Genomic DNA, 19835 nt, shown 5'->3' with positions numbered 1-19835 from the left:
TCGGCCTCAGGACCGGTCGCTGCCGTCGTCGGTCTCCACGTCGACCACCACGACCGTGACGTTGTCGCGACCACCGTTGGCCAGCGACGCCGTGACGAGCTCCTTGGCGGCGGTCTCCGCATCGGGGGTGGTGGAGAGGTAGTGGCGGATGCCGAAGTCGGTGAGCTCCTTCGTGAGGCCGTCGGAGCACACGAGGATGCGCTGGCCGGCCACCACGGGGAGGGTCGAGTAGTCGGGGACGGGCTTCTCGTGGAAGCCGACGGCGCGGGTGATGACGTTGCTGTCGGGGTGGTGCTCGGCCTGCTCGCGCGTGATGAGCCCCGCGTCGATGAGCTCCTGCACCACCGAGTGGTCGATGGTGAGCTGGCGGAGCTCGCCGTCTTGGTAGAGGTACACGCGGGAGTCGCCGATGTTGAAGACCAGCCACGCCAGGTCGTCGTCGACCTCGGCGAGCGCCACACCCGTGACCGTGGTGCCGGTGCCGAGCACCGACTCGTCTCCCACCTTGTCGATGTCGGCGAGGGCCTTGGCGAGAGCCACCTCGAGGGAGTCGGCATCGGTGACGGCCGCGGCGATCTCGCCCAGGCGCTCCACCACGGCCGCGCTCGCGAGGTCGCCCGCGGAGTGGCCGCCCATGCCGTCGGCCACCGCGAAGATCGGCACGTCGGAGATCGAGCTGTCTTCGTTGCCTGCGCGCTTGTTGCCCACATCGCTGAGGGCGGCCCACGACAGGGTGACGCGCCGGGGCTCTGCACCCTCGCGGGTGACGCTCACGCGCGCGCTCGTTCGACCGATCTGGGTCACGGGACCATCTCCTGACAGCTCTCGAGGAATCCTAAGCGGTCGGTACGGTCTTTCCGCGGTCTCGCGACGAGATGTGGATAACGTTTCCGTCGCCGATTTCGACGATAGCCGACCCCGTGGCCACGAACGAATCCCCCTGCCGCAGGCGCACCGGCGCAGCGCCCTCGGGGCGCACGATCGTGCCGTTGGTGGAGCGCAGGTCGGTCACCACGATGGTGCGACCGCTCGGTGCGATCTCGACGTGGTTCGACGACACCTCGCGGGTGGGCGAGGCGACCGTGACGAGGTGCTGCGGGAGGGAGGAGAGGGTGCGCCGCTCGCGGGGGCTGCGGCCGATGACGAGGGGGCCTGAGAGGTCGACGGGGGCGGAGTCGTTCACGCTCACCGTGAAGTGGGGCTCGGGGGCGGCGGGCTGGGTGGGATCGGAGCCCTCTGCCCGGGCGGATTCCGGTTCCGGTTCTTGCTCGGGTTCTGCTTCCGGCTCCCCTGCCGGATCGGCCGGGGCCTGGGGCTGTCTGAGCAGGGTGTCGTCTGCGACGGCTTCATCGTGAGCCGGGGCGAGCTGGGGCGCGACCTGGGCGAGGTCGTCGGCGTCGGCGGCCCAGACGATGCTCGAGGCGTGGGCGATCCCGCGGTCGTGCCGTCGGGCTCCGATCGGCACGACGGGAGCCGACTCCGGCACGGGAGGGAGCCTGCCCGCCGTGATGCCCACGATGTCGGAGAACTCGGCTAGCGCCCACGGTTCGGCGCCCCGGGAGCCGAACCGCCTCGCCCCTCCGATCGAGAGGAGGTCGACGACGGCCGAGCCGCGCACGACTCCGGTGACGCGCTGGGCGGGGGCGTTCCACGGATCCTCGAAGTGCAGCACGGCGAACGAGGGCACGGCGTCCGTGCCGCGCACGGGGATGGCGGAGACGACCGCCTCGATGCCGGCGGCGCCCTGCAGCGCGTTCCAGATCGCCTGCTCGAGCGCATCCTGGGCCGTCTGGGCAGCCGCGGGGATCAGCACCAGGCCGGGCCAGTCGGCGAGCACGAGCCACTCCCCCTCGCCGGGAACGATCCGCAGTCCACCCATCCCGACACGCTACCGCGCGTGGCAGCCACCTCTCCTCCGATGACGGTTTCAGCACTCGCACTGCCGGATCGCTACGGATCCGCTTGCCGGGGGCATCCCCACATGACAGGATCGGAGGCATGAGCAGCAGATCACGCCCACCCGGGCTCGACGACACGTCGAAGGCCATCATCGAGCAGCTGCAGGATGACGGCCGTCGTTCGTACGCCGAGATCGGCAAGGCCGTCGGCCTCAGCGAGGCCGCGGTGCGGCAGCGCGTGCAGAAGCTCACGGACGCGGGGGTCATGCAGATCGTCGCGGTGACGGATCCGCTTCAGCTCGGTTTCCACCGACAGGCGATGATCGGCCTCAAGGTCTCGGGAGACACGCGCCTCGTGGCCGACGCGCTCGCCCGTATGCCGGCGGTCGACTACGTGGTGCTCACAGCGGGCACCTTCGACATCCTGGCCGAGGTCGTCTGCGAGGACGACGACGACCTCATCGCTCTTCTCAACTCGGAGATCCGCGCGCTCGAGGGCGTGCTCGCCACCGAGACCTTCGTCTATCTCAAGCTGCACAAGCAGCTCTACAACTGGGGAACACGATGACAACCACCGAACAGCCCGTCTCCTCGTCCGCCGCCAGGGCCTCCCGCTCCGAGGTCGAGCTGCAGCAGATGGCGAAGGACCACCTGTGGATGCACTTCTCCCGCCAGTCGGTGATGGAGTCGGGCGCCGGTGTGCCCATCATCACCAAGGGCGAGGGCCACCACATCTGGGACTCGACGGGCAAGAAGTACATCGACGGCCTCTCCGGCCTGTTCGTGGTGAACGCCGGGCACGGTCGTCGCCGGCTGGCGGAGGTGGCGGCGAAGCAGGCCGAGGAGCTGGCGTTCTTCCCCATCTGGTCGTACGCGCACCCCTCGGCGATCGAGCTCGCCGACCGGCTGGCCGATCTCGCCCCCGGCGACCTCAACCGGGTGTTCTTCTCCACCGGCGGTGGCGAGGCCGTGGAGACCGCGTTCAAGCTCGCCAAGTACTACTGGAAGCTGCAGGGGCGGCCCACCAAGCACAAGGTGATCTCGCGTGCCGTCGCCTACCACGGCACCCCTCAGGGCGCCCTCGCCATCACGGGCATCCCCGCCATGAAGGAGATGTTCGAGCCCGTGACCCCCGGTGGCTTCCGGGTGCCCAACACGAACTACTACCGCGCCAAGGAGATGGGCTTCGAGGGCACAGAGGAGGCCTTCGGGCTGTGGGCGGCGAACCGCATCGAGGAGATGATCCAGTTCGAGGGCCCCGAGACGGTGGCCGCGGTCTTCCTCGAGCCGGTGCAGAACTCGGGCGGCTGCTTCCCGCCCCCTCCCGGCTACTTCCAGCGGGTGCGCGAGATCTGCGACCAGTACGACGTGCTGCTCGTGAGCGACGAGGTGATCTGCGCCTTCGGCCGCATCGGCAACTACTTCGCCTGCGACACCTACGGCTTCGAGCCCGACATGATCACGTGCGCGAAGGCCATGACGAGCGGGTACTCGCCCATCGGCGCGACCATCGTGAACGAGCGCGTCTACGAGCCGTTCAAGCACGGCCAGACGTCGTTCTACCACGGCTACACCTTCGCCGGGCACCCCGTTTCGGCCGCCGTGGCGCTCGAGAACCTCGACATCTTCGAGGAGGAGGGCCTCAACGCCCACGTGCGGGAGAACTCGCCCGTGTTCCGCCAGACGCTCGAGCGGCTCACCGATCTGCCGATCGTGGGAGACGTGCGCGGCGACGGCTACTTCTTCGGCATCGAGCTCGTGAAGGACAAGGCCACTCGCGAGACCTTCGACGACGACGAGTCGGAGCGACTGCTCCGCGGCTTCCTCTCGAAGGCGCTGTTCGAGGCGGGGCTGTACTGCCGCGCCGACGACCGGGGCGACCCCGTCATCCAGCTCGCTCCCCCGCTCACCATCGGTCCGAGCGAGTTCGACGAGATCGAGCAGATCCTGCGCGGGGTGCTCTCCGAGGCCTGGACGAGGCTCTAGGGGCCTCGGGCGGTATGAGCGAGCTGCGTGAGACCTCCTTCTGGTTCGATTCCCTGGTGCGGTCGGGTGCCGACGATCTGGCGCCTCGACCGCCGCTGACGGGTGACCTGAGCACGGGCGTGTGCATCGTGGGCGGCGGGCTCACGGGGCTGTGGACGGCGTACTACCTCAAGAAGGCCGATCCGACGCTCGAGATCACGGTCGTGGAGAAGCACATCGCCGGCCACGGTGCCTCGGGGCGGAACGGCGGGTGGTGCTCGGCGCTCTTCCCGAAGTCGACCTCCGGGCTCCGTCGCCTGTACGGCGACGAGGCGGCAGCCGACCTGCGGCGGGCCATGATCGACACGGTCGACGAGGTGGGGCGGGTGACCGCCGCCGAGGGCATCAACTGCGACTTCGTGAAGGGCGGCACCCTCACCTTCGCGCGCGATGCTGTGCAGCGGGGCGCTGCGGTCGACGAGGTCGACGAGGCTCGCGCCTTCGGGGTGGATCCGCTGGAGCTCGTGACGCCCTCGACCCAGGACGACAGCCGCGCCAGGGCCCTCGCCGCCACGTCGTCGCTCGCCGCGGCGTTCGATCCGTCGTGCGCCCGCCTGCACCCCGCCAAGCTCGTGCGCGGGCTCGCCCGGGTCGTGGAGGCGCTCGGTGTGGTGATCGCCGAGCAGACCGAGGTGGTGGAGTGGGCGCCGCACCAGGTGCTGTACAGCGGACCGCGAGGTGATGGCCTCGTGACGTGCGACCAGGTGGTGCTGGCGGTCGAGGGCTACGGCGCTCAGCTGCCGGGGGTCGGCAGGCGGATCCTGCCGCTGTACTCGCTCATGGTCGCGACCGAGCCGCTGCCCGCCGAGCTGTGGGACGAGCTCGGGATCGAGCATGGCACCACCTTCTCCGACTTCCGGCATCTGCTGGTCTACGGTCAGCGCACGGCCGACGATCGGATCGCCTTCGGTGGCCGCGGTGCTCGCTACCACTGGGGCTCCTCGATCACGCCTGATCACGACAGGGACGAGCGGGTCTTCGGGCACCTCGAGCGCACTCTCGCCGATCTGTTCCCAGCCGCTCGGAACGCCGCCATCACGCACCGCTGGGGCGGGCCGCTCGGCGTTCCCCGCGACTGGCACGCCACGGCGAGCTTCAACCCGCGCACCCAGGTGGCGTACGCGGGCGGGTATGTGGGCGACGGGCTGAGCACCACCAACCTGGCCGGTCGCACTCTCGCCGATCTGATCACCGGCCGGAGCACTCCGCTCACACGGCTGCCGTGGGTGAATCACCTCTCGCCCAAGTGGGAGCCAGAGCCGCTGCGCTTCGTCGGCGCCAACCTCGGCCTCGTGGGCACGAGCGCCGCCGACGTGGAGGAGTCCGTCACAGGCCGCCGCTCCCTCACCGCACGCCTCCTCGCCCCCCTCACCGGCCACTGACCCACCCCACCCCCACTCCACCGCCCGCACAAAGCCGAGCTCGGACCGAGGACAGCGCCCGAACCGCGCGGGGTGGCCGGAGCGGGCGGAAGGGCCGGTGGGGTGGAATGGCCTCTACGGGTGGAATGGCCGGCTCGGGTGGGGCAGGCGGGGTGGACGGGTGGGTCAGCGGGCGCCGCACCAGTCGGGGAGGCGGCCGGAGTCGATGAGGCGGCGGAAGAGCCGCGCGAGCGTGTAGTCGGGGTCGGCCGACGAGCAGGCTTCCAGGTAGCCCGCCGCCGCCGAACCCCGGCCGCGGCTCCACTCGAGCCACGCCAGCAGCACGAGCGGCGGCCCCGCGAGCGACGCGGGAACGCACTCGGCCACACGGCGCAGCACCTCCACGGCACGCCGCACCCGCTCCTCCGTGGGCGCCTCTCCCCCGTGCCCGGTGAATGTCGCCACCACCGACGACGTCGGCCCGGACGACGCCCTACCCAGTCCTGCCCGCTCGCCGCCGCCACGGAAGGAGTCGGCGACGGCGCGGTAGGCGGCGTCGGGGCCCCAGGCCGCGAGCATGAGCGCGGCGTCGCGCGTGAGCCTGTCGCGGAGAGACCAGGCGAGGCGGATGGCGAGCGGATCCGAATCGAAGGTCGACCCGAGCTCGAGTGCCGACGTCCACGCCTCGAGGTCGGCCACGATGTCACGTGTGCGGGGCTGCTGGGCCTCGAGCACGGCGAGCGCAGCCGCCTGCCGATCCGGAGCGGCAGGTTCGATCGGTACGAACCGCCCGCGATGGGGATCCCCCACGACGGCCGACCGCGAGCCGAGCACAGCCGGCGGCAGCGGCCGCCACCGCCCACCCCCCTGCCGCAGCCCCGACACCCACGCGGCAGAAGCCGCAGCCCCCGATGCGGGCGCGGGGTGCGACCGGGGTTCGGGGGGTGGGGTCGCGCGGCTGGGGGTGCTTGTGAGGGCTAGGGAGCACCAGTGCTCGTCTGTGACGAGGTAGGCGCCGTGCGAGATGCGCCCGACGAGGACGAGGCGGGTCGTGACCGCATCCACTGCACGCCGCACCACCGGCATCGGGCCGTAGCCCACGACGTCGAAGCCCGTGGCGCCCACTATGCGCCCCACGCGCTCCTCGACCACGTCGCCGAGCGCGTCGAGCAGCTCATCGGACGCGTCGAGATCGACCAGGCGGTGTTGGCCTGACGATCGCAGTCGCGGCAGATCGACGCGCAGCACCGCGAACGGCCGCCTTCGCCGGCGCACCCGCAGGGCGACAGAATCGGCCGGGCGATAACCGAGCACCGACTCGATGTCTCGGAGCACGGGCGGCAGGGACGGAAGTGGGGAGTGCGCGGCGGCACGCGCTCGGGATGGTGCGGAGATCGTGGTCATGCGCCCAGTGTCGCGACCACGCACGAGACGCAGGGCGGCCCGGAGCGATCTGTGGAGGCGACCCCACCGCATCCGCTCTGTGCAGGACCGGCCACGAGCGCCGCCAGACTCATCATCAGCCGCCAGCGCCGCCTGACGTGGGGACAGGTAGGTAAGCGGCAGAACGCAGGGCCAGGGAGAGCGGGGCAGGACGCGCGAACGCCGGCCGGGTGGGGCCGGCCGGCGTTCGGTGGTGCGGGGCGAGAGCGCACCGAGGGTGGCTGCTCGCGGAGGGCGTGAGCCCGGGAGACTACGCCTGCAGCGCGGCCTGCACGTCGAGCGTGATGGTGACCTTGTCGCCCACCAGCACGCCGCCGCTCTCGAGGGCTGCGTTCCAGTTGACACCGAAGTCGTTGCGGTCGATCTCGGTCTTCGCCTCGAAGCCGGCCTTGTAGTTGCCGTAGGCGTCGGCGCCGAAGCCACCGAACTCGAAGTCGAAGGTCACGGGCTTGGTGACACCCTTGATGGTCAGGTCGCCGTCGACCTTGAAGTCGCCGCCCTCGTTGCGCACGCCGGTGGAGACGAAGGTGATCTGGGGGTGGTTGGGGGCGTCGAAGAAGTCGTTCGTGGCGAGGTGGCCGTCGCGGTTCTTGTCGTTGGTGTTCACCGAGGCGACCTCGGCGGTGGCGGTGACCTTGGTGTCGAGAGGGTTCTCACCGGTCACGAAGGTGGCGTCGAAGGTCTCGAACTTGCCCTTGACCTTGCTGATCAGCATGTGACGCACGCTGAAGCCGACCTCGGAGTGCGAGGGGTCGATGGTCCAGGTGCCGGCCTTGTAGCCGGGGATCTCGATGGTGTCGGTCATGTTCTCTCTCTTCATTCAGGGCAGTAGATGGCGGAGCGGAGTGAGCCCCACGGTCAATTCAAATGCATCGACCTGGGACATTATTCCGAACCGAGGTGAACGAGCGATGCTCTCGAGAGCGGACGCGCGCAGTCTCTTCTTCACAACTTTCACTTTCGTCACATACTCTGGAGGTCATGAGGAAGCGTTCAGCGTACGGCTGGAGCGTGGTGACCCTCGTCGCCGCGCTCGTCACCCTGCCCGCCCTCACGGCCACAGCAGGCACGGCCGCGGCCCCCACGGCATCCGTTCCGACCGTCGACTACCCCTCCTGGGACGAGGTCAACGCCGCCAAGAACAACGAGGCCGCCAAGCAGGCCGAGGTCGACAACATCCGCGGCCTCCTCTCCGACCTGCAGACCCGCGCCGCCGAGCTCGAGAACATCGCCTTCGACCGCGGCCAGGAGTACCAGGAGGCGAGCTACGCCGCCCAGGTCGCGGCCGAGTACGCCGGCACCCTGCAGACCCAGGCCGACGCCGCCACCGAACGCGCCACCGCCGCCAACACCCAGGTGGGCCTGCTCGCCGCCCAGCTCTACCGCAGCGGCGGCGACCACACCATGAACCTCCTGCTCGACCAGGACGACTCCGATTCGCTGCTCTACCGCCTCGGCGCCATGTCGAAGCTCACCGAGCAGACCGCGGGCGTGCGGAACGCCGCCGTGGCCGCGCAGAACACCGCCGATGCCCTCACCGAACAGGCCACCAAGGCCACCACCGAGCGCCAGCGTCTCGAGCAGGAGGCCGCCGACCGCAAGGCCGAGGCCGAGGATCTGCAGGCGGATGCGGTGGAGCAGGTCATCGAGACGCAGTCCCGCACCGCCGAACTCACCGCCCAGCTCGCATCCCTCGACGCGGCCGCGGCCGAGGTCGAGGCCCAGTACCAGAAGGGCAAAGAGGAAGAGGACCGGCGTCGAGCTGCCGAAGCCGCGACCGAGGCCCCCGGCAGCACCTGGGTACCCGGGGGCGACGAGATCATGAGCCCCGACGAGTCGAAGGCCTACGCCGAGAGCATCATGCCCGAGTACGGGTGGGGCAACGACCAGTACCAGTGCCTCGTGCGGCTCTGGATCGGCGAATCCGGATGGCGCGCCAACGCCTACAACGAGTCGAGCGGCGCCTACGGCATCCCCCAATCGCTCCCCGCCTCGAAGATGGCCTCGGCCGGTGCCGACTACGTGACCAACGCGATGACGCAGATCCGCTGGGGACTCACCTACATCGAGGGCCGCTACGACACCCCATGCGGTGCCCTCTCGTTCTGGAACAACCAGAGCCCGCACTGGTACTGATCCGCGGGGCTCAGTGCCCGCGGTGATCCTGGATCGTCATGCGCGGTCCGAGCCGCGGCGGCGCCACTCCCGTGGCCAGCACGAGCCGCACGATGCGCTGCCGGTGACCGGCCCACGGCTCGAGCAGTTCGGCCAGCGCGTCGTCGTCGAGCTTCTCGCCCACCAGGGCCCAGGTCACGGTCGCCGCGACGTGGAAGTCGCCGAAGCTCACCGCATCGGGATCGCCGAGCGCACGCTGGGCCGTCTCGGCCGCCGTCCACGGGCCGACTCCCCTGACCGTCTGCAGCAGACGCCTCGCCTCGGGGCCCGGCTGCGGATGCGTGCGGTGCAGGTGGGCCGTGCGCTCGAGCCCGCGCGCCACCGCCGACGCCCGCACGAGCGTGGCCGAGCGGCGCGGATCGACGCCCGCACGATGCCACTCCCACGAGGGGATGCGACGCCAGCGCTCGGCCGTGGGCGGCACACGCATGCTCGCGGGGGCGGGGCCGGGCGCGGGATCGCCATGCGCGGTCACGAGGATGCGCCAGGCCCGGAACGCCTCCTGGGAGGTGATCTTCTGCTCGATGATCGCGGGAGCGAGAGCGTCGAAGACGCGACCGGTGCGGGTGAGGCGGAGGCCCGGATTGCGGTGCAGCGCGGTGCCCAGCAGCTCGAAGCCGCCCGGCCCGAACGCGCTCGTGTCGAGGTCGCTCCAGTCGTCGTGCTCGCCGAGCAGCTCGGGCACGGTGCCGAGGGCCGCCTCGGCGCCATCACCCCAGGCACGCACCCGCACGGCTCCGCGAGCGACGGGTGTCGCGCGGGAGATGTGGAGCGTGGCGGTGAGGTGCTCGGCCTCGGGCGGGCGGAGCGTGAGCCAGATGCCCGACTCGTCGAAGCGCACGCACGGGTCGTGCGGGCCGCGGCGGAGCGGACCGAGGGTGGCGCGCAGATCGAGGGGACGCGACGACTCGTGCAGCCGCTCGAGCGCGGGGGCGGCGGTGTCGGCGATCATGGTGCGAGGAGACTAACCGTCGCCTCGGACATCGGGATGCGCATCGCTCGCAGGATCCGCGTCGGGCACTGCTGTACCCACGCCGGGCGCCGCAGCATCCGCCAGCGCCAGAAGCCAACCCGGCCCGCGCACCCCCGCCCCCACCGCGGTCACACGCTCGCGCAGCTCCCGATCGGCCGTCACCACGAGCACCCGCTGCCCTGAGGAAACGGCCGCAGCCGCCTCCTCCACGATCGTGTCGTCGCCCTCACCGGCGGCGATCGAGACGTCGACCGCCCCGGGTGCGAGCAGCAGCGACCCGCCGAGCTGCCGAGGCTGGGCCGCCCGAGCCCGCTTGGCCTGCCCCTCCAGCACGACGGTGACCGAGGGCCACGAACGCGCCTCGGTGCCGTCCGACAGGACAACAGGGACGGCGTCCCGGACGGCGTCGGGGTCGGAGCCTGGGCCAGCTTCGGAGTCAGCCGCGCCAGGCTCGCCCAGTGCCGACATCGCGACACCAGCCGCACCCAGCACCGTCAACCGCTCGAGCAGCGCCTCGTTAGCGCCCACCCTGTCCTTCCACCAGCCATCCGGCCGAGACCCCACCACGTTCGCCGCATCCACGACGATCCGCACCCGATCGTCGAGCCGCTCCCGAAGAGCCGGCCACGACGATCCGAAAGCCGGATGCAGCGGAAGGCCATCGACCTCATCGACCGGCACCCACCGCAGCTCGAGGCTCTCGGCGTCGCCGATCCGCGGGGTGAAGGGTCGCAGCGTGCGCGTGACGACGGTGACGTACGACCAGTAGCCCAGGTCGAGGGTGGAGGTGAACGCGAGATCGAGCGCGTCGATGGGCACGCCCGCCTCCTCGCCGGCCTCGCGGATGGCGCCGTCGATGGCGGACTCCCCCTCGTGCCGCGCGCCCCCCGGAAGACCCCAGGTGCCGCCGAAGTGGCTCCACTCCGCCCGGTGCTGCAGCAGGATGCCGGCCTCGGCGTCGTGCACGAGCAGCCCGGCCGCACCGTAGCGGCCCCAGTGCCTGCCGCCGTCGGGCCCCTCCACCCAGGCGTCACCGCTGTCGCGCGGATGCTGGTGGGGCGGGACCACGGTCATGCCTCCAGCTTCTCATGCCTGCATGATGGAACGATGCAGATCGTCCGCCCTCCGCTCACCGATCCGGTGCGCCGCTTCGGTCGCCGTGAGATCGACTTCGACCGTCGGATCGCGGTGATGGCGATCGTCAACCGCACCCCCGACTCGTTCTTCGACCGGGGCGCCACCTTCGCCCTCGACCGTGCCGTCGAGGCCGCCCTGCAGGCAGCGGCCGACGGCGCCGACTGGGTCGACATCGGTGGGGCCAAGTTCGCTCCCGGCCCGGAGATCGGTGCCGAGGAGGAGCTCGACCGCGTGCTGCCCGTGGTGCGCGAGGTGGCCGCCGCGAGCGATGTGGCGATCTCGGTCGACACCTTCCGCGCCTCGGTGGCCGCGGCGTGCCTCGAGGCGGGGGCGCACATCGTCAACGACACCACGGGGCTGAGCGACCCCGACATGGCCGCCGTCGTGGCCGCATCCGGCGCCTCTCTCGTGATCACGCACAGCCTCGCCGCTCCCCGGCAGCCGTACCCGCGCCCGCGCTACGACGATGTGGCGGGCGAGGTGCGTGCCTTCCTCGAGCGCCGCATCGACGCCGCGGTCGCCGCCGGCATCCCGCTCGAACGGCTCTTCGTCGATCCCGGGCACGACCTCAACAAGAACACCGTGCAGAGCCTCGAGCTCACGAGGCGCCTGGCGGAGATCACCTCGCTCGGGCTGCCCACGCTCGCGGCGGTGTCGAACAAGGACTTCATCGGCGAGAGCCTCGGCGCCCCGAAGGGCGAGAGGCGCGAGGGATCGATCGTGGCGGCGACCGTGTGCGCACTGCTGGGGGCGCGCGTGGTGCGCATGCACGACGTCCCGACAGCCGTGTCGTCGATGCGGATGCTCGAAGCCGTTCTCGGATTCCGGGCGCCCGTGGAGGCGGTCCACAATGTCTGATGCGCCCATCCGCTCCCTGGTCGCGAGCACTCGAGAGCTCCGGCCGTCCGACCTGCGGGAGCTCTACGCTCCCGAGCCCCGCGACGTGCCCAGGCTCCGGGTGAACTTCGTGCAGAGCCTCGACGGATCCGCCACGGTGCAGGGCCTCTCCGGCGGCCTCGGTGGGCCTGCCGACAAGCTCGTCTTCGACACCCTGCGCGGGCTCGCCGACGTGGTGCTCGTGGGTGCGGGGACGGCCCGCGCGGAGGGCTACGGGGCCCTCACCGTGAGCGACGACCACATGGCGCACCGGAGGTCGCTCGGCCTGCCCGACCACCCGGCCATGGCGCTCGTGAGCGGCCGGCTCGACCTCGACCCCGCGAGCGCGCTCTTCACGGCCGCCCCTCGCCGACCGCTCGTCTTCACGAGCCGCTCGGCCCCTGCCGAGGCGCGGAGGCGGCTCTCCGAGGTGGCCGACGTCATCGACGCGGGCGACGAGCACGTCGACCCGGCCGCCGTGGTGCGGCACCTGCACACGAGGGGCCTGCTGCAGACGCTCTGCGAGGGCGGGCCGTCGCTCTTCGGCGACCTCATCGCCGCCGACCTCGTCGACGAGCTCTGCCTCACCATCAGCCCCGTTCTGGAAGGCGGCTCAGGCCCGCGCATCGCCCGCGCCCCTGGTGATCGAGTCGATCCCTCGATGCCGCTCGGCTTCGAGCTCGCCCACGCACTGGCGAGCGGGAGCCTCCTGCTGACCCGCTGGCTGCGCAGCGCTCGTGACGAGGACGGCACGGCGTCGGCGTGAGCGCTCCCCCGCTGGTCGGCAGGTGGCCGGGTGCGCCGTTCGCCGCGGATGCATCGGGGTTCTCGAGGCTGCTGCTGGAGTACCACCTCTGGACCGAGGAGGGCAAGGGCGGCCCGGCCACGGCGGTCGAGGAGCTGGCGGCCCGCTACCGCACCGAGATCGACGACCCGGCGCGCGCCTTCGCCCGCGACACCGTGCTGCTGGGCGCCCTCCCTGCGCCCACGGCCACGACGGATGCGCCGCTCGAGCCAGTCGGCTGCGTGGTGCTCTCGGGCGCCGGCGAGGTGAAGCGGCTCTGGGTCGATCCCGCTGCCCGCGGCCACGGCCTCGGCACGGCCCTGGTGCGAGCGGCGACCGAAGCCGCCGTGGCGCGCGGCCTCACCGCCGTGCGTCTCTCGGTGTGGGAGTGGCAGACGACCGCCCTCACCCTCGCCGAACGCCTCGAGTTCGCCGTCGTGCAGCCGTGGGACACCCGCCCCGGCCTCGTCGCCCTGCGCTGGGACGCGCCGGCGCCGACCTCCACCCCGGCCTAGACCGAAGCAGCGGAGCACAGGGGCCGCGCGGCCAGCGCTACAGCTGGTCGACCGCCAGCACCCGCACCACGGCAACGCCCGCCTCGTTCGAGGCCGCGAGGTCGATCTCGGCCGTGATGCCCCAGTCGTGGTCGCCGGCCGGATCGTCGAAGATCTGCCGCGCCCGCCACAGCCCCGCCCCGGCCACCGCCTCGTCCTCCTCGAGGATCAGCAGCGCGGCACTCCGCGCGTGCGGCCCGATGCCGAGCGAGTCGTGCTCGTCGTAGTAGTCGTCCATGGCGGCCTGCCAGCGGTCGGCGCCGAAGCCGGCCGCCGCATCCAGCTCGCCGAGCTCGTCGAACGCATCGCGGGCGGCGAGCGACACCCGCCGGAACAGCTCGTTGCGCACGAGGATGCGGAACGCCCGCGGGTTCGAGGTGAGCAGCCGGGGCGCGGGCGGCACCACGGCCTGCTCGTCGTCGAGAGCCTCAAGCACCGCATCCGGGTTGATGAGCGACTCCCACTCGTCGAGCACACTCGAGTCGGTCTGCCGCACGAGCTCGCCGAGCCACTCGATGAGGTCGAGCAGGTCGTCGTTCTTCAGCTCGTCGGGCACCGTGGAGCGCAGCGTGCGGTAGGCATCGGAGAGGTAGCGCAGCACGAGGCCCTCGGAGCGCGCGAGCTTGTAGAACGCGATGTACTCGCCGAACGACATCGCCCGCTCGTACATGTCGCGCACGACCGACTTGGGCGAGATGTCGAAGTCCCCGATCCACGGCTGCGAGGCACGATACGTGTCGAACGCCTCACCCAGCAGGCCCTCGAGGGGCTTGGGGTGGGTGACCTCCTCGAGCAGCTCCATGCGCTGCTCGTACTCGATCCCCTCCGCCTTCATGGCCTGCACGGCCTCGCCGCGCGCCACGAACTTCTGCGCCGAGAGCACCGGTCGCGGGTCGTCGAGGATGGCCTCGGTGACCGACACCACATCGAGGGCGAAGGCGGGCGACTCCTCGTCGAGCAGGTCGTAGACGGCGAGCGCGAACGGCGACAGCGGCTGGTTGAGCGCGAAGTTCGGCTGCAGGTCGACCATGAGGCGGATGGAGACCTCACCCGTGGAGTCGTCGGTGATCTGCCGCACGATGCCCGCCGTGCGCAGGGTGCGGTAGATGGCGAGCGCCTGCCGCACGAGCTCGCGCTGCCTGGCCCGCGGCTCGTGGTTGTCCTCGAGCAAGGCGCGCATGTTCGCGAACACGTCGCCGCCCCGCGCGATGGTGTTGAGCACCATGGCGTGCGTGACCGTGAGCTGCGAGACGAGCTTCTCGGGATCGGCCGCGATGAGCTTGCCGAAGCTCGGCTCCCCCCACGACACGAAGCCCTCCGGCGCCTTCTTGCGCATGAACTTGCGCTTCTTCTTGGGGTCGTCGCCGATCTTCGAGAGCGCCTTGATGTTCTCGGTCTCGTGCTCCGGCGCCTGCACCACCACCGTGCCCGCGGTGTCGAACCCCGCACGGCCGGCCCGACCGGCGATCTGGTGGAACTCGCGCGCGGTGAGCTGGCGCATCCGGATGCCGTCGTACTTCGTGAGGGCCGAGAGCAGCACGGTGCGGATGGGCACGTTGATGCCCACCCCGAGCGTGTCGGTGCCGCAGATGACCTTGAGCAGCCCGCGCTGCGCGAGGCGCTCCACGAGCCGCCGGTACTTCGGCAGCATGCCCGCGTGGTGCACACCGATGCCCATGCGCAGGAGCCTCGAGAGGGTCTTGCCGAAGGCCGTGGTGAAGCGGAACGGGCCGATGAGCTCGGCGATCTCGTCGCGCAGCTCGCGCGAGGCCACCTTGATGCTCGAGAGCGCCTGCGCGCGCTCGACGGCCGCCAGCTGGGAGAAGTGCACGATGTAGACGGGGGCGCGCTGGGTCTGCAGCAGCTCCTCCACGGTCTCCTGGATGGGCGTCGTGGCGTAGCTGTAGCTGAGCGGCACGGGCCGGTCGACACCCGTGATGACGGTCGTCTCGCGGCGGGTGCGGCGGGAGAGGTCGGTGGCGAGCCAGTCGACGTCGCCGAGCGTGGCCGACATGAGCACGAACTGCACGTTCGGCAGGGTGAGGATGGGCACCTGCCAGGCCCAGCCGCGGTCGGGCTCGGCGTAGAAGTGGAACTCGTCCATGACGACCTGGCCCACCGGCGTCTCGGCCCCCTCGCGGAGGGCGAGGTTGGCCAGGATCTCGGCCGTGGCGCAGATGATGGGCGCGTCGGGGTTCACCGACGAGTCGCCCGTGACCATGCCGACGTTCTCGGCGCCGAAGATGCCCACGAGGTCGAAGAACTTCTCCGAGACGAGCGCCTTGATGGGGGCCGTGTAGTAGGTGCGCAGGCCCTGGGCGAGCGCCACGGCGTGCGCGCCGACCGCCACGAGCGACTTGCCGGTGCCCGTGGGGGTGGAGAGGATGACGTTCTCGCCCGCGACGATCGCCATGATCGACTCGTCCTGCGCCGGGTAGAGAGGGGTTCCGCGCTCGGCGGCCCACGTGGCGAAGGCGTCGTAGGCGGCATCCGGATCGAACGGGGTCGGCATCGCCGGGCGGGTGGCGGCGGCGATGGCTGGGCTCGGCATCCCTCAAGACTAGGTGGAGCAGGTGTGACAGGCTGGGTGGATGGCCGAGTCCGTGCGCATCGACAGCTGGCTCTGGGCCGCGCGGGTCTACAAGACCAGGTCGCTCGCCACCGCCGCCTGTCGCGCCGGTCACGTGCGGTTGAACGGGGAACGCGCCAAGGCCGCGCAGAACGTGCGACCCGGCGACGAGGTACGGGCGCGCATCAGCGGCTTCGACCGCATCCTGAAGGTGGCCGGGCTCGGTGTGAAGCGCGGATCGGCGAGCGTGGCCGCCGAGTACTTCGTCGATCTCACTCCCCCGCCGCCCCCGCGGGAGACCGTAGCCGCCGTGCCCGTGCGCGATCGGGGCGCAGGTCGACCCACCAAGCGCGACCGCCGCGAGATCGAGAAGCTGCGCGGCCTCGACATCGATCGGTGACCCGGGGCACTGCCGGACTGTCAGGGTCGACTACTAACCTGGGATCCGACGAGCCGCGATGACCCGCGGCAGCCACCCGCTACCAGGCCAGTAGGAGCAACATGTCCGACGCCACGACGACCGGCGCCACGAACCAGCCCCGCGACCCCGAGAACCGGGGTGCGCTGAACGACACCGGCGAGAACGGCCTGCAGGCCCTCGGGCTCCAGGCTCGCGACGAGACCGGCCCCACCGAGACCTACGCGCCCACCGAGAGCTACGGCCCCGGCGCCTTCGAGGCCCCGACCGAGCAGTTCGCCGCAGGCGAGCAGCAGGGTCAGCAGGCGCAGCCCGAGTACCCGGCGCAGCCCGAGGAGCCGGTGCAGCCGGAGGGCTACCAGCTCACCGGCCGCGACCGCACGGCGCTCAAGTTCGTGGGCGCCTCGCTCGCCATCGGAACCACGGAGTTCCGCGCGCGCTACGAAGCCGCCATCGACGACCTCTACCGCCACCACTTCATCGATCCCAAGGCGCGCCCGGCCTACGTGCCGCCGGAGATCGTGCCCGCCGCCGACGTGGAGGGCGAGAACGACCCGCTCGAGATCATCCGCTCGCAGCTCGGCCTCGTGATCGACGACCGCCGTGTGCGCGACACCGCGCGCACCGACGCCGAGCGCGAGCTCGCCGACACCTCGGCGCGCCTGGCCGAGATGACCGCTCGCTACGAAGACACGCAGGCCAGGCTCGACGCCACGGCGGCCGCCCTCGCGGCGCGCGAGGCCGAGCTCATCGCCCTGCACGAGCGCCTGGTCGGCGAGACCTCGGCCCTGCAGCAGCAGCTCGCCGCCGAGACCGCCGCCGCCGAGGAGCGCCGCGTCGCCGAGACGGGCGGGCTGCAGGCCCTCCTGGTGGCCGAGGCCGCCGCTCACGAGGAGCGCCGCCTGGCCGAGACGGGAGCGCTGCACGCCCAGCTGCTCGATGAGACGGGCCGGCTGCAGGCCGACCTGCAGGCCACCATCTCGGGCTACCAGAACCAGATCGCCGGTCTGCACGCCGCGCACGCCTCCCAGCTCGAGGAGCTCACAGCGTCGCACGCCTACCAGACCGAGCAGATCACGGCCTCGCACGCCGCCCAGCTGGGCGAGCTGCGGGCCGCGCACGCCACCGAGACCGAGCAGCTGCGCACCGGGCACGCCTCCGAGTCCGACCAGCTGCGCGCTCAGGACGAGCGCCTGCGCGCCGAGCACGAGTCGGCCCTCGAGCAGCTGCGTGTGCAGCACGAGGCCGCCCTCGAGCAGCTCCGCACCGAGCATGACGCCGAGACGGCCCAGCTGCGTGCCGAGCACGACGCCGAGGTCGAGCGACTCACGGGCGAAGCGGATGCGCTGCGCTCCGAGAACGCGAGCCTCGAGGCCGCACACGAGGCGCAGACCGCCGAGATGCTGCGCGAGCACGAGAGCGCCCTCGCGGCTCTCGGCCAGGGCAACGAGGCGGCCATCGCCACGCTGACCGAGCAGAACGAGGCGGCCCTCGCCGAGCTCGCCCGCGAGCACGACCAGGCGGCTGCCGACGCAGCAGCCGAGACCGAGGCCGTCGCACACGCCGAGCCCGTGGTCGAGCAGGTCGTCGTGGTCGAGGAGGTCGCCGACCCCGCCGAGCTCGATCGGGCGCAGGCCCGTCTGGCGGAGCTCGAGTCCGAGCTCGCCGAGGCGCGCGCCGAGATCGACGCCGTCACCGCGGCCAGGGATGCGGCAGAAGTCGACGCCGCCGGTGCCGCGGAGTCGAACGCCGCGGAGGTCGCGAAGACTCGCGAGATGGTCGTGGACGCCGACGTCACCGAGACGCTTCTCTTCGCCGACGACGGTGCGCTCCGGGCCGCCGAGGCCCGCGTGGTCGAGCTCGAGCAGGAGCTCGTGGATGCCCGCACCGAGATCAGCATCCTCTCGGAGGAGCGCGATCGCGCCCTCTCCGACTCGGCGATCTCGCTCGAGGACCGCGAGCGCCTGAGCGATGCCCTCTCGGTGCTGCAGGCCGAGCGCCGCATGGGCGGCCCCACGGTGGAGCTGCAGGCGCAGCTGTCGAGCGCCAAGGGGCTCATCGACGAGATCGAGGAGATCGCCACCGGCCAGCTGTGCGCCGAGGACGAGACGAGCGAGTACGCCATCGGCGCCAACGACTCCGCCGTGCTCGTCCTGAACGCCATCGCCGGCGCCGAGTAGCGGACCCGGCAGCCACCGGTTCGTCGGGCGGTCACGCCCGACGAACCGGGATAACGTGGGAGCTCCACGAGGGCGCACCCGGATGTGTACACTGTCCACTACCCCGGTGCCCCAGCACGACCTTGAGAGCACAGATGAGTGACGAACCCGAACTACCCGGTCGCACGACGTATCGGCACGGCGACCTGCGCGGTGCGCTCATCGAGGCCGGGGTGGAGATGGCGCGCGAGGGCGGACCGCGAGCGGTCGTGCTGCGCGAGACCACCAGGCGGGCGGGTGTCTCCCCCAACGCCGCGTACCGCCACTTCGCCGATCGCGAGGCACTGCTCAAGGCGGTCTCCGACACGTGCCTCGGCTTCGCGGCCGACCGCATCGACGAGGAGTGGGCCGCGCAGCCGCGGAGCGGTGACGCGGCCGCCGACGCGCGGCTGCAGCTGCGCTCCGTGGGCAGCGGCTACATCGCCTTCGCCCGCGAGGAGCCCGGGCTCTTCCGCACGGCGTTCTCGGTGCCCGACGACCTGCGTCAGGCCCTCTCCCCCGCCAAAGCCGGAAAAAGCGGCCGCACTCCCTTCGAGCTCCTGGCGCTCGCTCTCGATGCGCTCGTGGCGGCCGACGTGCTCCCCGCCGAACGCCGGGAGAACGCCGAGTTCCTCGCCTGGGCCACGGTGCACGGCCTCGGCATGCTCGTGATCGACGGGCCCCTCCGCGGCCTCACCGACCCCATGATCGACTTCGCCACGGCACGCCTGCTCGACATGGTCGATCGAGGCCTCTGACCATCGTTCGAGACGGTCGGTCGCACCATCCCCGCATTCGCCGCGAGGCCGGGGCAGGAGCACCTCGACTGGCTAGACTCGAGCCATGACCGACCGCGCCGTCGACCACCCCGAGCACCCCGCGGGAGCCGACGAGCGCATCGTGCAGGCCACCCTGCAGCTCCTGCGCGACCGCGGGCCCGCCGGCGTGAACGTCGAGGCCGTCGCCGCCGCCTCCGGGGTGGCGAAGACCACCATCTACCGTCGCTACGAGGACCGCGAGGCCCTGCTCACCGCGGCCATCGACGCGGCCACCACCGAGGTCACGCTGCCGAGCGGCATGTCGACCTACGACACCCTGCACTGGCTCCTGGGTGCCGCTCGCGTGAGGGTGCAGGACATCGTGGGGCGCGGCACGGTCGCCGCCATCCTCATCGACGACGACGCGCCCTTCACCGAGCAGCTGCGCGACATGATCCGCATGCGAAGCCACCAGCTCGTGGCGTTCCTCGACGAGGCCGTCGCCCGCGGAGACCTCCGCGAGGGCCTCGACGTCAAGCTCGTGGTGAGCGTGCTCCTGGGCTCGGCCGTCGGCCACGTCATCCGCGGCGGTGAGCCCGACGAGGTCTGGGCGGACCGCCTCCTCACCCTCCTCTGGCCGGCCCTCACGCCCCCCTCCTGACGACC

18 protein-coding genes are annotated in these 19835 nt (G+C 71.5%); 11 read left to right on the top strand and 7 right to left on the bottom strand.

Going from position 1 to position 19835, the window contains the following annotated elements; all coding sequences use genetic code 11:
- Positions 1 to 6: 6 nt before the first annotated feature.
- A complete protein-coding gene (locus tag ACEXQC_RS01330; protein ID WP_374817565.1) occupies positions 7 to 774 on the bottom strand; it encodes a protein phosphatase 2C domain-containing protein in 768 nt (255 codons plus the stop codon).
- Between the two features lie 61 nt (positions 775 to 835).
- The gene (locus tag ACEXQC_RS01325; protein ID WP_374817563.1) at positions 836 to 1879 is read right to left on the bottom strand and encodes an FHA domain-containing protein; all 1044 of its coding nucleotides are present in this window, start codon (positions 1877 to 1879) and stop codon (positions 836 to 838) included.
- 119 nt (positions 1880 to 1998) lie between these two features.
- On the opposite strand from ACEXQC_RS01325, the gene ACEXQC_RS01320 reads away from it, so the two are divergent.
- Genes ACEXQC_RS01320 through ACEXQC_RS01310 form a run of 3 tightly spaced genes read left to right on the top strand, consistent with a single transcriptional unit; the run spans position 1999 to position 5305 of the window.
- Positions 1999 to 2466, top strand: a complete 468-nt coding sequence (locus ACEXQC_RS01320) for an Lrp/AsnC family transcriptional regulator (protein ID WP_374817561.1) — start codon at positions 1999 to 2001, stop codon at positions 2464 to 2466.
- Positions 2463 to 3884, top strand: a complete 1422-nt coding sequence (locus tag ACEXQC_RS01315; protein WP_374817559.1) for an aspartate aminotransferase family protein — start codon at positions 2463 to 2465, stop codon at positions 3882 to 3884. The genes ACEXQC_RS01320 and ACEXQC_RS01315 overlap by 4 nt, the downstream gene beginning before the upstream one ends.
- A gap of 14 nt (positions 3885 to 3898) precedes the next feature.
- Positions 3899 to 5305, top strand: a complete 1407-nt coding sequence (locus ACEXQC_RS01310; RefSeq protein WP_374817557.1) for an NAD(P)/FAD-dependent oxidoreductase — start codon at positions 3899 to 3901, stop codon at positions 5303 to 5305.
- 165 nt (positions 5306 to 5470) lie between these two features.
- Here ACEXQC_RS01310 and ACEXQC_RS01305 read toward each other — a convergent pair whose 3' ends face one another.
- Together ACEXQC_RS01305 and ACEXQC_RS01300 are read right to left on the bottom strand one after the other, a co-directional pair.
- Positions 5471 to 6688, bottom strand: a complete 1218-nt coding sequence (locus ACEXQC_RS01305) for a DUF4192 family protein (RefSeq protein ID WP_374817555.1) — start codon at positions 6686 to 6688, stop codon at positions 5471 to 5473.
- Positions 6689 to 6977: 289 nt separating this feature from the next.
- Positions 6978 to 7532 carry a YceI family protein gene (locus ACEXQC_RS01300; RefSeq protein ID WP_374817553.1) on the bottom strand — a complete coding sequence of 185 codons (555 nt, stop codon included), beginning with the start codon at positions 7530 to 7532 and terminating at the stop codon, positions 6978 to 6980.
- A gap of 176 nt (positions 7533 to 7708) precedes the next feature.
- Here ACEXQC_RS01300 and ACEXQC_RS01295 point away from each other — a divergent pair, with 176 nt between their 5' ends.
- Positions 7709 to 8863 carry a coiled-coil domain-containing protein gene (locus ACEXQC_RS01295; protein ID WP_374817551.1) on the top strand — a complete coding sequence of 385 codons (1155 nt, stop codon included), beginning with the start codon at positions 7709 to 7711 and terminating at the stop codon, positions 8861 to 8863.
- A gap of 10 nt (positions 8864 to 8873) precedes the next feature.
- On the opposite strand, the gene ACEXQC_RS01290 is transcribed toward ACEXQC_RS01295, so the two are convergent.
- Positions 8874 to 9854 carry a DNA-3-methyladenine glycosylase family protein gene (locus ACEXQC_RS01290; RefSeq protein ID WP_374817549.1) on the bottom strand — a complete coding sequence of 327 codons (981 nt, stop codon included), beginning with the start codon at positions 9852 to 9854 and terminating at the stop codon, positions 8874 to 8876.
- A gap of 12 nt (positions 9855 to 9866) precedes the next feature.
- Positions 9867 to 10949, bottom strand: coding sequence for an NUDIX domain-containing protein (locus ACEXQC_RS01285; protein WP_374817546.1), 1083 nt, complete (start codon positions 10947 to 10949; stop codon positions 9867 to 9869).
- 33 nt (positions 10950 to 10982) lie between these two features.
- Here ACEXQC_RS01285 and folP point away from each other — a divergent pair, with 33 nt between their 5' ends.
- The 3 genes from folP to ACEXQC_RS01270 are packed head-to-tail and all read left to right on the top strand — an operon-like array spanning position 10983 to position 13187.
- Positions 10983 to 11870 carry a dihydropteroate synthase gene (folP, locus tag ACEXQC_RS01280; protein WP_374817544.1) on the top strand — a complete coding sequence of 296 codons (888 nt, stop codon included), beginning with the start codon at positions 10983 to 10985 and terminating at the stop codon, positions 11868 to 11870.
- Positions 11863 to 12654 carry a pyrimidine reductase family protein gene (locus ACEXQC_RS01275; RefSeq protein WP_374817542.1) on the top strand — a complete coding sequence of 264 codons (792 nt, stop codon included), beginning with the start codon at positions 11863 to 11865 and terminating at the stop codon, positions 12652 to 12654. The genes folP and ACEXQC_RS01275 overlap by 8 nt, the downstream gene beginning before the upstream one ends.
- Entirely contained in the window at positions 12651 to 13187 is a 537-nt protein-coding gene (locus tag ACEXQC_RS01270; protein ID WP_374817541.1) for a GNAT family N-acetyltransferase, read from the top strand. Before ACEXQC_RS01275 ends, ACEXQC_RS01270 begins: the two co-directional genes overlap by 4 nt.
- 37 nt (positions 13188 to 13224) lie before the next feature.
- On the opposite strand, the gene ACEXQC_RS01265 is transcribed toward ACEXQC_RS01270, so the two are convergent.
- Positions 13225 to 15777 carry a DEAD/DEAH box helicase gene (locus ACEXQC_RS01265; protein ID WP_374817539.1) on the bottom strand — a complete coding sequence of 851 codons (2553 nt, stop codon included), beginning with the start codon at positions 15775 to 15777 and terminating at the stop codon, positions 13225 to 13227.
- Between the two features lie 40 nt (positions 15778 to 15817).
- Here ACEXQC_RS01265 and ACEXQC_RS01260 point away from each other — a divergent pair, with 40 nt between their 5' ends.
- The 4 genes from ACEXQC_RS01260 to ACEXQC_RS01245 all read left to right on the top strand — a co-directional run bounded on the left by ACEXQC_RS01260 (position 15818) and on the right by ACEXQC_RS01245 (position 19830).
- Positions 15818 to 16195 carry an Hsp15 family ribosome-associated heat shock protein gene (locus ACEXQC_RS01260; protein ID WP_374817536.1) on the top strand — a complete coding sequence of 126 codons (378 nt, stop codon included), beginning with the start codon at positions 15818 to 15820 and terminating at the stop codon, positions 16193 to 16195.
- A 101-nt stretch (positions 16196 to 16296) separates the two neighbouring features.
- Positions 16297 to 18393: a coiled-coil domain-containing protein gene (locus tag ACEXQC_RS01255; RefSeq protein WP_374817534.1), complete on the top strand. Its 2097-nt coding sequence runs from the start codon at positions 16297 to 16299 to the stop codon at positions 18391 to 18393.
- 134 nt (positions 18394 to 18527) lie between these two features.
- The gene (locus ACEXQC_RS01250) at positions 18528 to 19169 is read left to right on the top strand and encodes a TetR/AcrR family transcriptional regulator (protein ID WP_374817532.1); all 642 of its coding nucleotides are present in this window, start codon (positions 18528 to 18530) and stop codon (positions 19167 to 19169) included.
- 85 nt (positions 19170 to 19254) lie between these two features.
- Positions 19255 to 19830 carry a TetR/AcrR family transcriptional regulator gene (locus ACEXQC_RS01245; RefSeq protein WP_374817529.1) on the top strand — a complete coding sequence of 192 codons (576 nt, stop codon included), beginning with the start codon at positions 19255 to 19257 and terminating at the stop codon, positions 19828 to 19830.
- Positions 19831 to 19835: the final 5 nt, after the last annotated feature.

The organism is Herbiconiux liukaitaii (genome assembly GCF_041927495.1).
GTDB lineage: Bacteria > Actinomycetota > Actinomycetes > Actinomycetales > Microbacteriaceae > Herbiconiux > Herbiconiux liukaitaii.
Note: the sequence above shows the minus strand (reverse complement) of the source record. Positions and strands in the feature narration are given on the sequence as shown.

Coding starts and splice junctions, on each gene's coding strand:
- ACEXQC_RS01325 (WP_374817563.1), bottom strand. CDS start 1,879: ATGGGTGGACTGCGGATCGTTCCCGGCGAGGGGGAGTGGCTCGTGCTC.
- ACEXQC_RS01320 (WP_374817561.1), top strand. CDS start 1,999: ATGAGCAGCAGATCACGCCCACCCGGGCTCGACGACACGTCGAAGGCC.
- ACEXQC_RS01315 (WP_374817559.1), top strand. CDS start 2,463: ATGACAACCACCGAACAGCCCGTCTCCTCGTCCGCCGCCAGGGCCTCC.
- ACEXQC_RS01310 (WP_374817557.1), top strand. CDS start 3,899: ATGAGCGAGCTGCGTGAGACCTCCTTCTGGTTCGATTCCCTGGTGCGG.
- ACEXQC_RS01305 (WP_374817555.1), bottom strand. CDS start 6,688: ATGACCACGATCTCCGCACCATCCCGAGCGCGTGCCGCCGCGCACTCC.
- ACEXQC_RS01300 (WP_374817553.1), bottom strand. CDS start 7,532: ATGACCGACACCATCGAGATCCCCGGCTACAAGGCCGGCACCTGGACC.
- ACEXQC_RS01295 (WP_374817551.1), top strand. CDS start 7,709: ATGAGGAAGCGTTCAGCGTACGGCTGGAGCGTGGTGACCCTCGTCGCC.
- ACEXQC_RS01290 (WP_374817549.1), bottom strand. CDS start 9,854: ATGATCGCCGACACCGCCGCCCCCGCGCTCGAGCGGCTGCACGAGTCG.
- ACEXQC_RS01285 (WP_374817546.1), bottom strand. CDS start 10,949: ATGACCGTGGTCCCGCCCCACCAGCATCCGCGCGACAGCGGTGACGCC.
- folP (WP_374817544.1), top strand. CDS start 10,983: ATGCAGATCGTCCGCCCTCCGCTCACCGATCCGGTGCGCCGCTTCGGT.
- ACEXQC_RS01275 (WP_374817542.1), top strand. CDS start 11,863: ATGTCTGATGCGCCCATCCGCTCCCTGGTCGCGAGCACTCGAGAGCTC.
- ACEXQC_RS01265 (WP_374817539.1), bottom strand. CDS start 15,777: ATGCCGAGCCCAGCCATCGCCGCCGCCACCCGCCCGGCGATGCCGACC.
- ACEXQC_RS01260 (WP_374817536.1), top strand. CDS start 15,818: ATGGCCGAGTCCGTGCGCATCGACAGCTGGCTCTGGGCCGCGCGGGTC.
- ACEXQC_RS01255 (WP_374817534.1), top strand. CDS start 16,297: ATGTCCGACGCCACGACGACCGGCGCCACGAACCAGCCCCGCGACCCC.
- ACEXQC_RS01250 (WP_374817532.1), top strand. CDS start 18,528: ATGAGTGACGAACCCGAACTACCCGGTCGCACGACGTATCGGCACGGC.
- ACEXQC_RS01245 (WP_374817529.1), top strand. CDS start 19,255: ATGACCGACCGCGCCGTCGACCACCCCGAGCACCCCGCGGGAGCCGAC.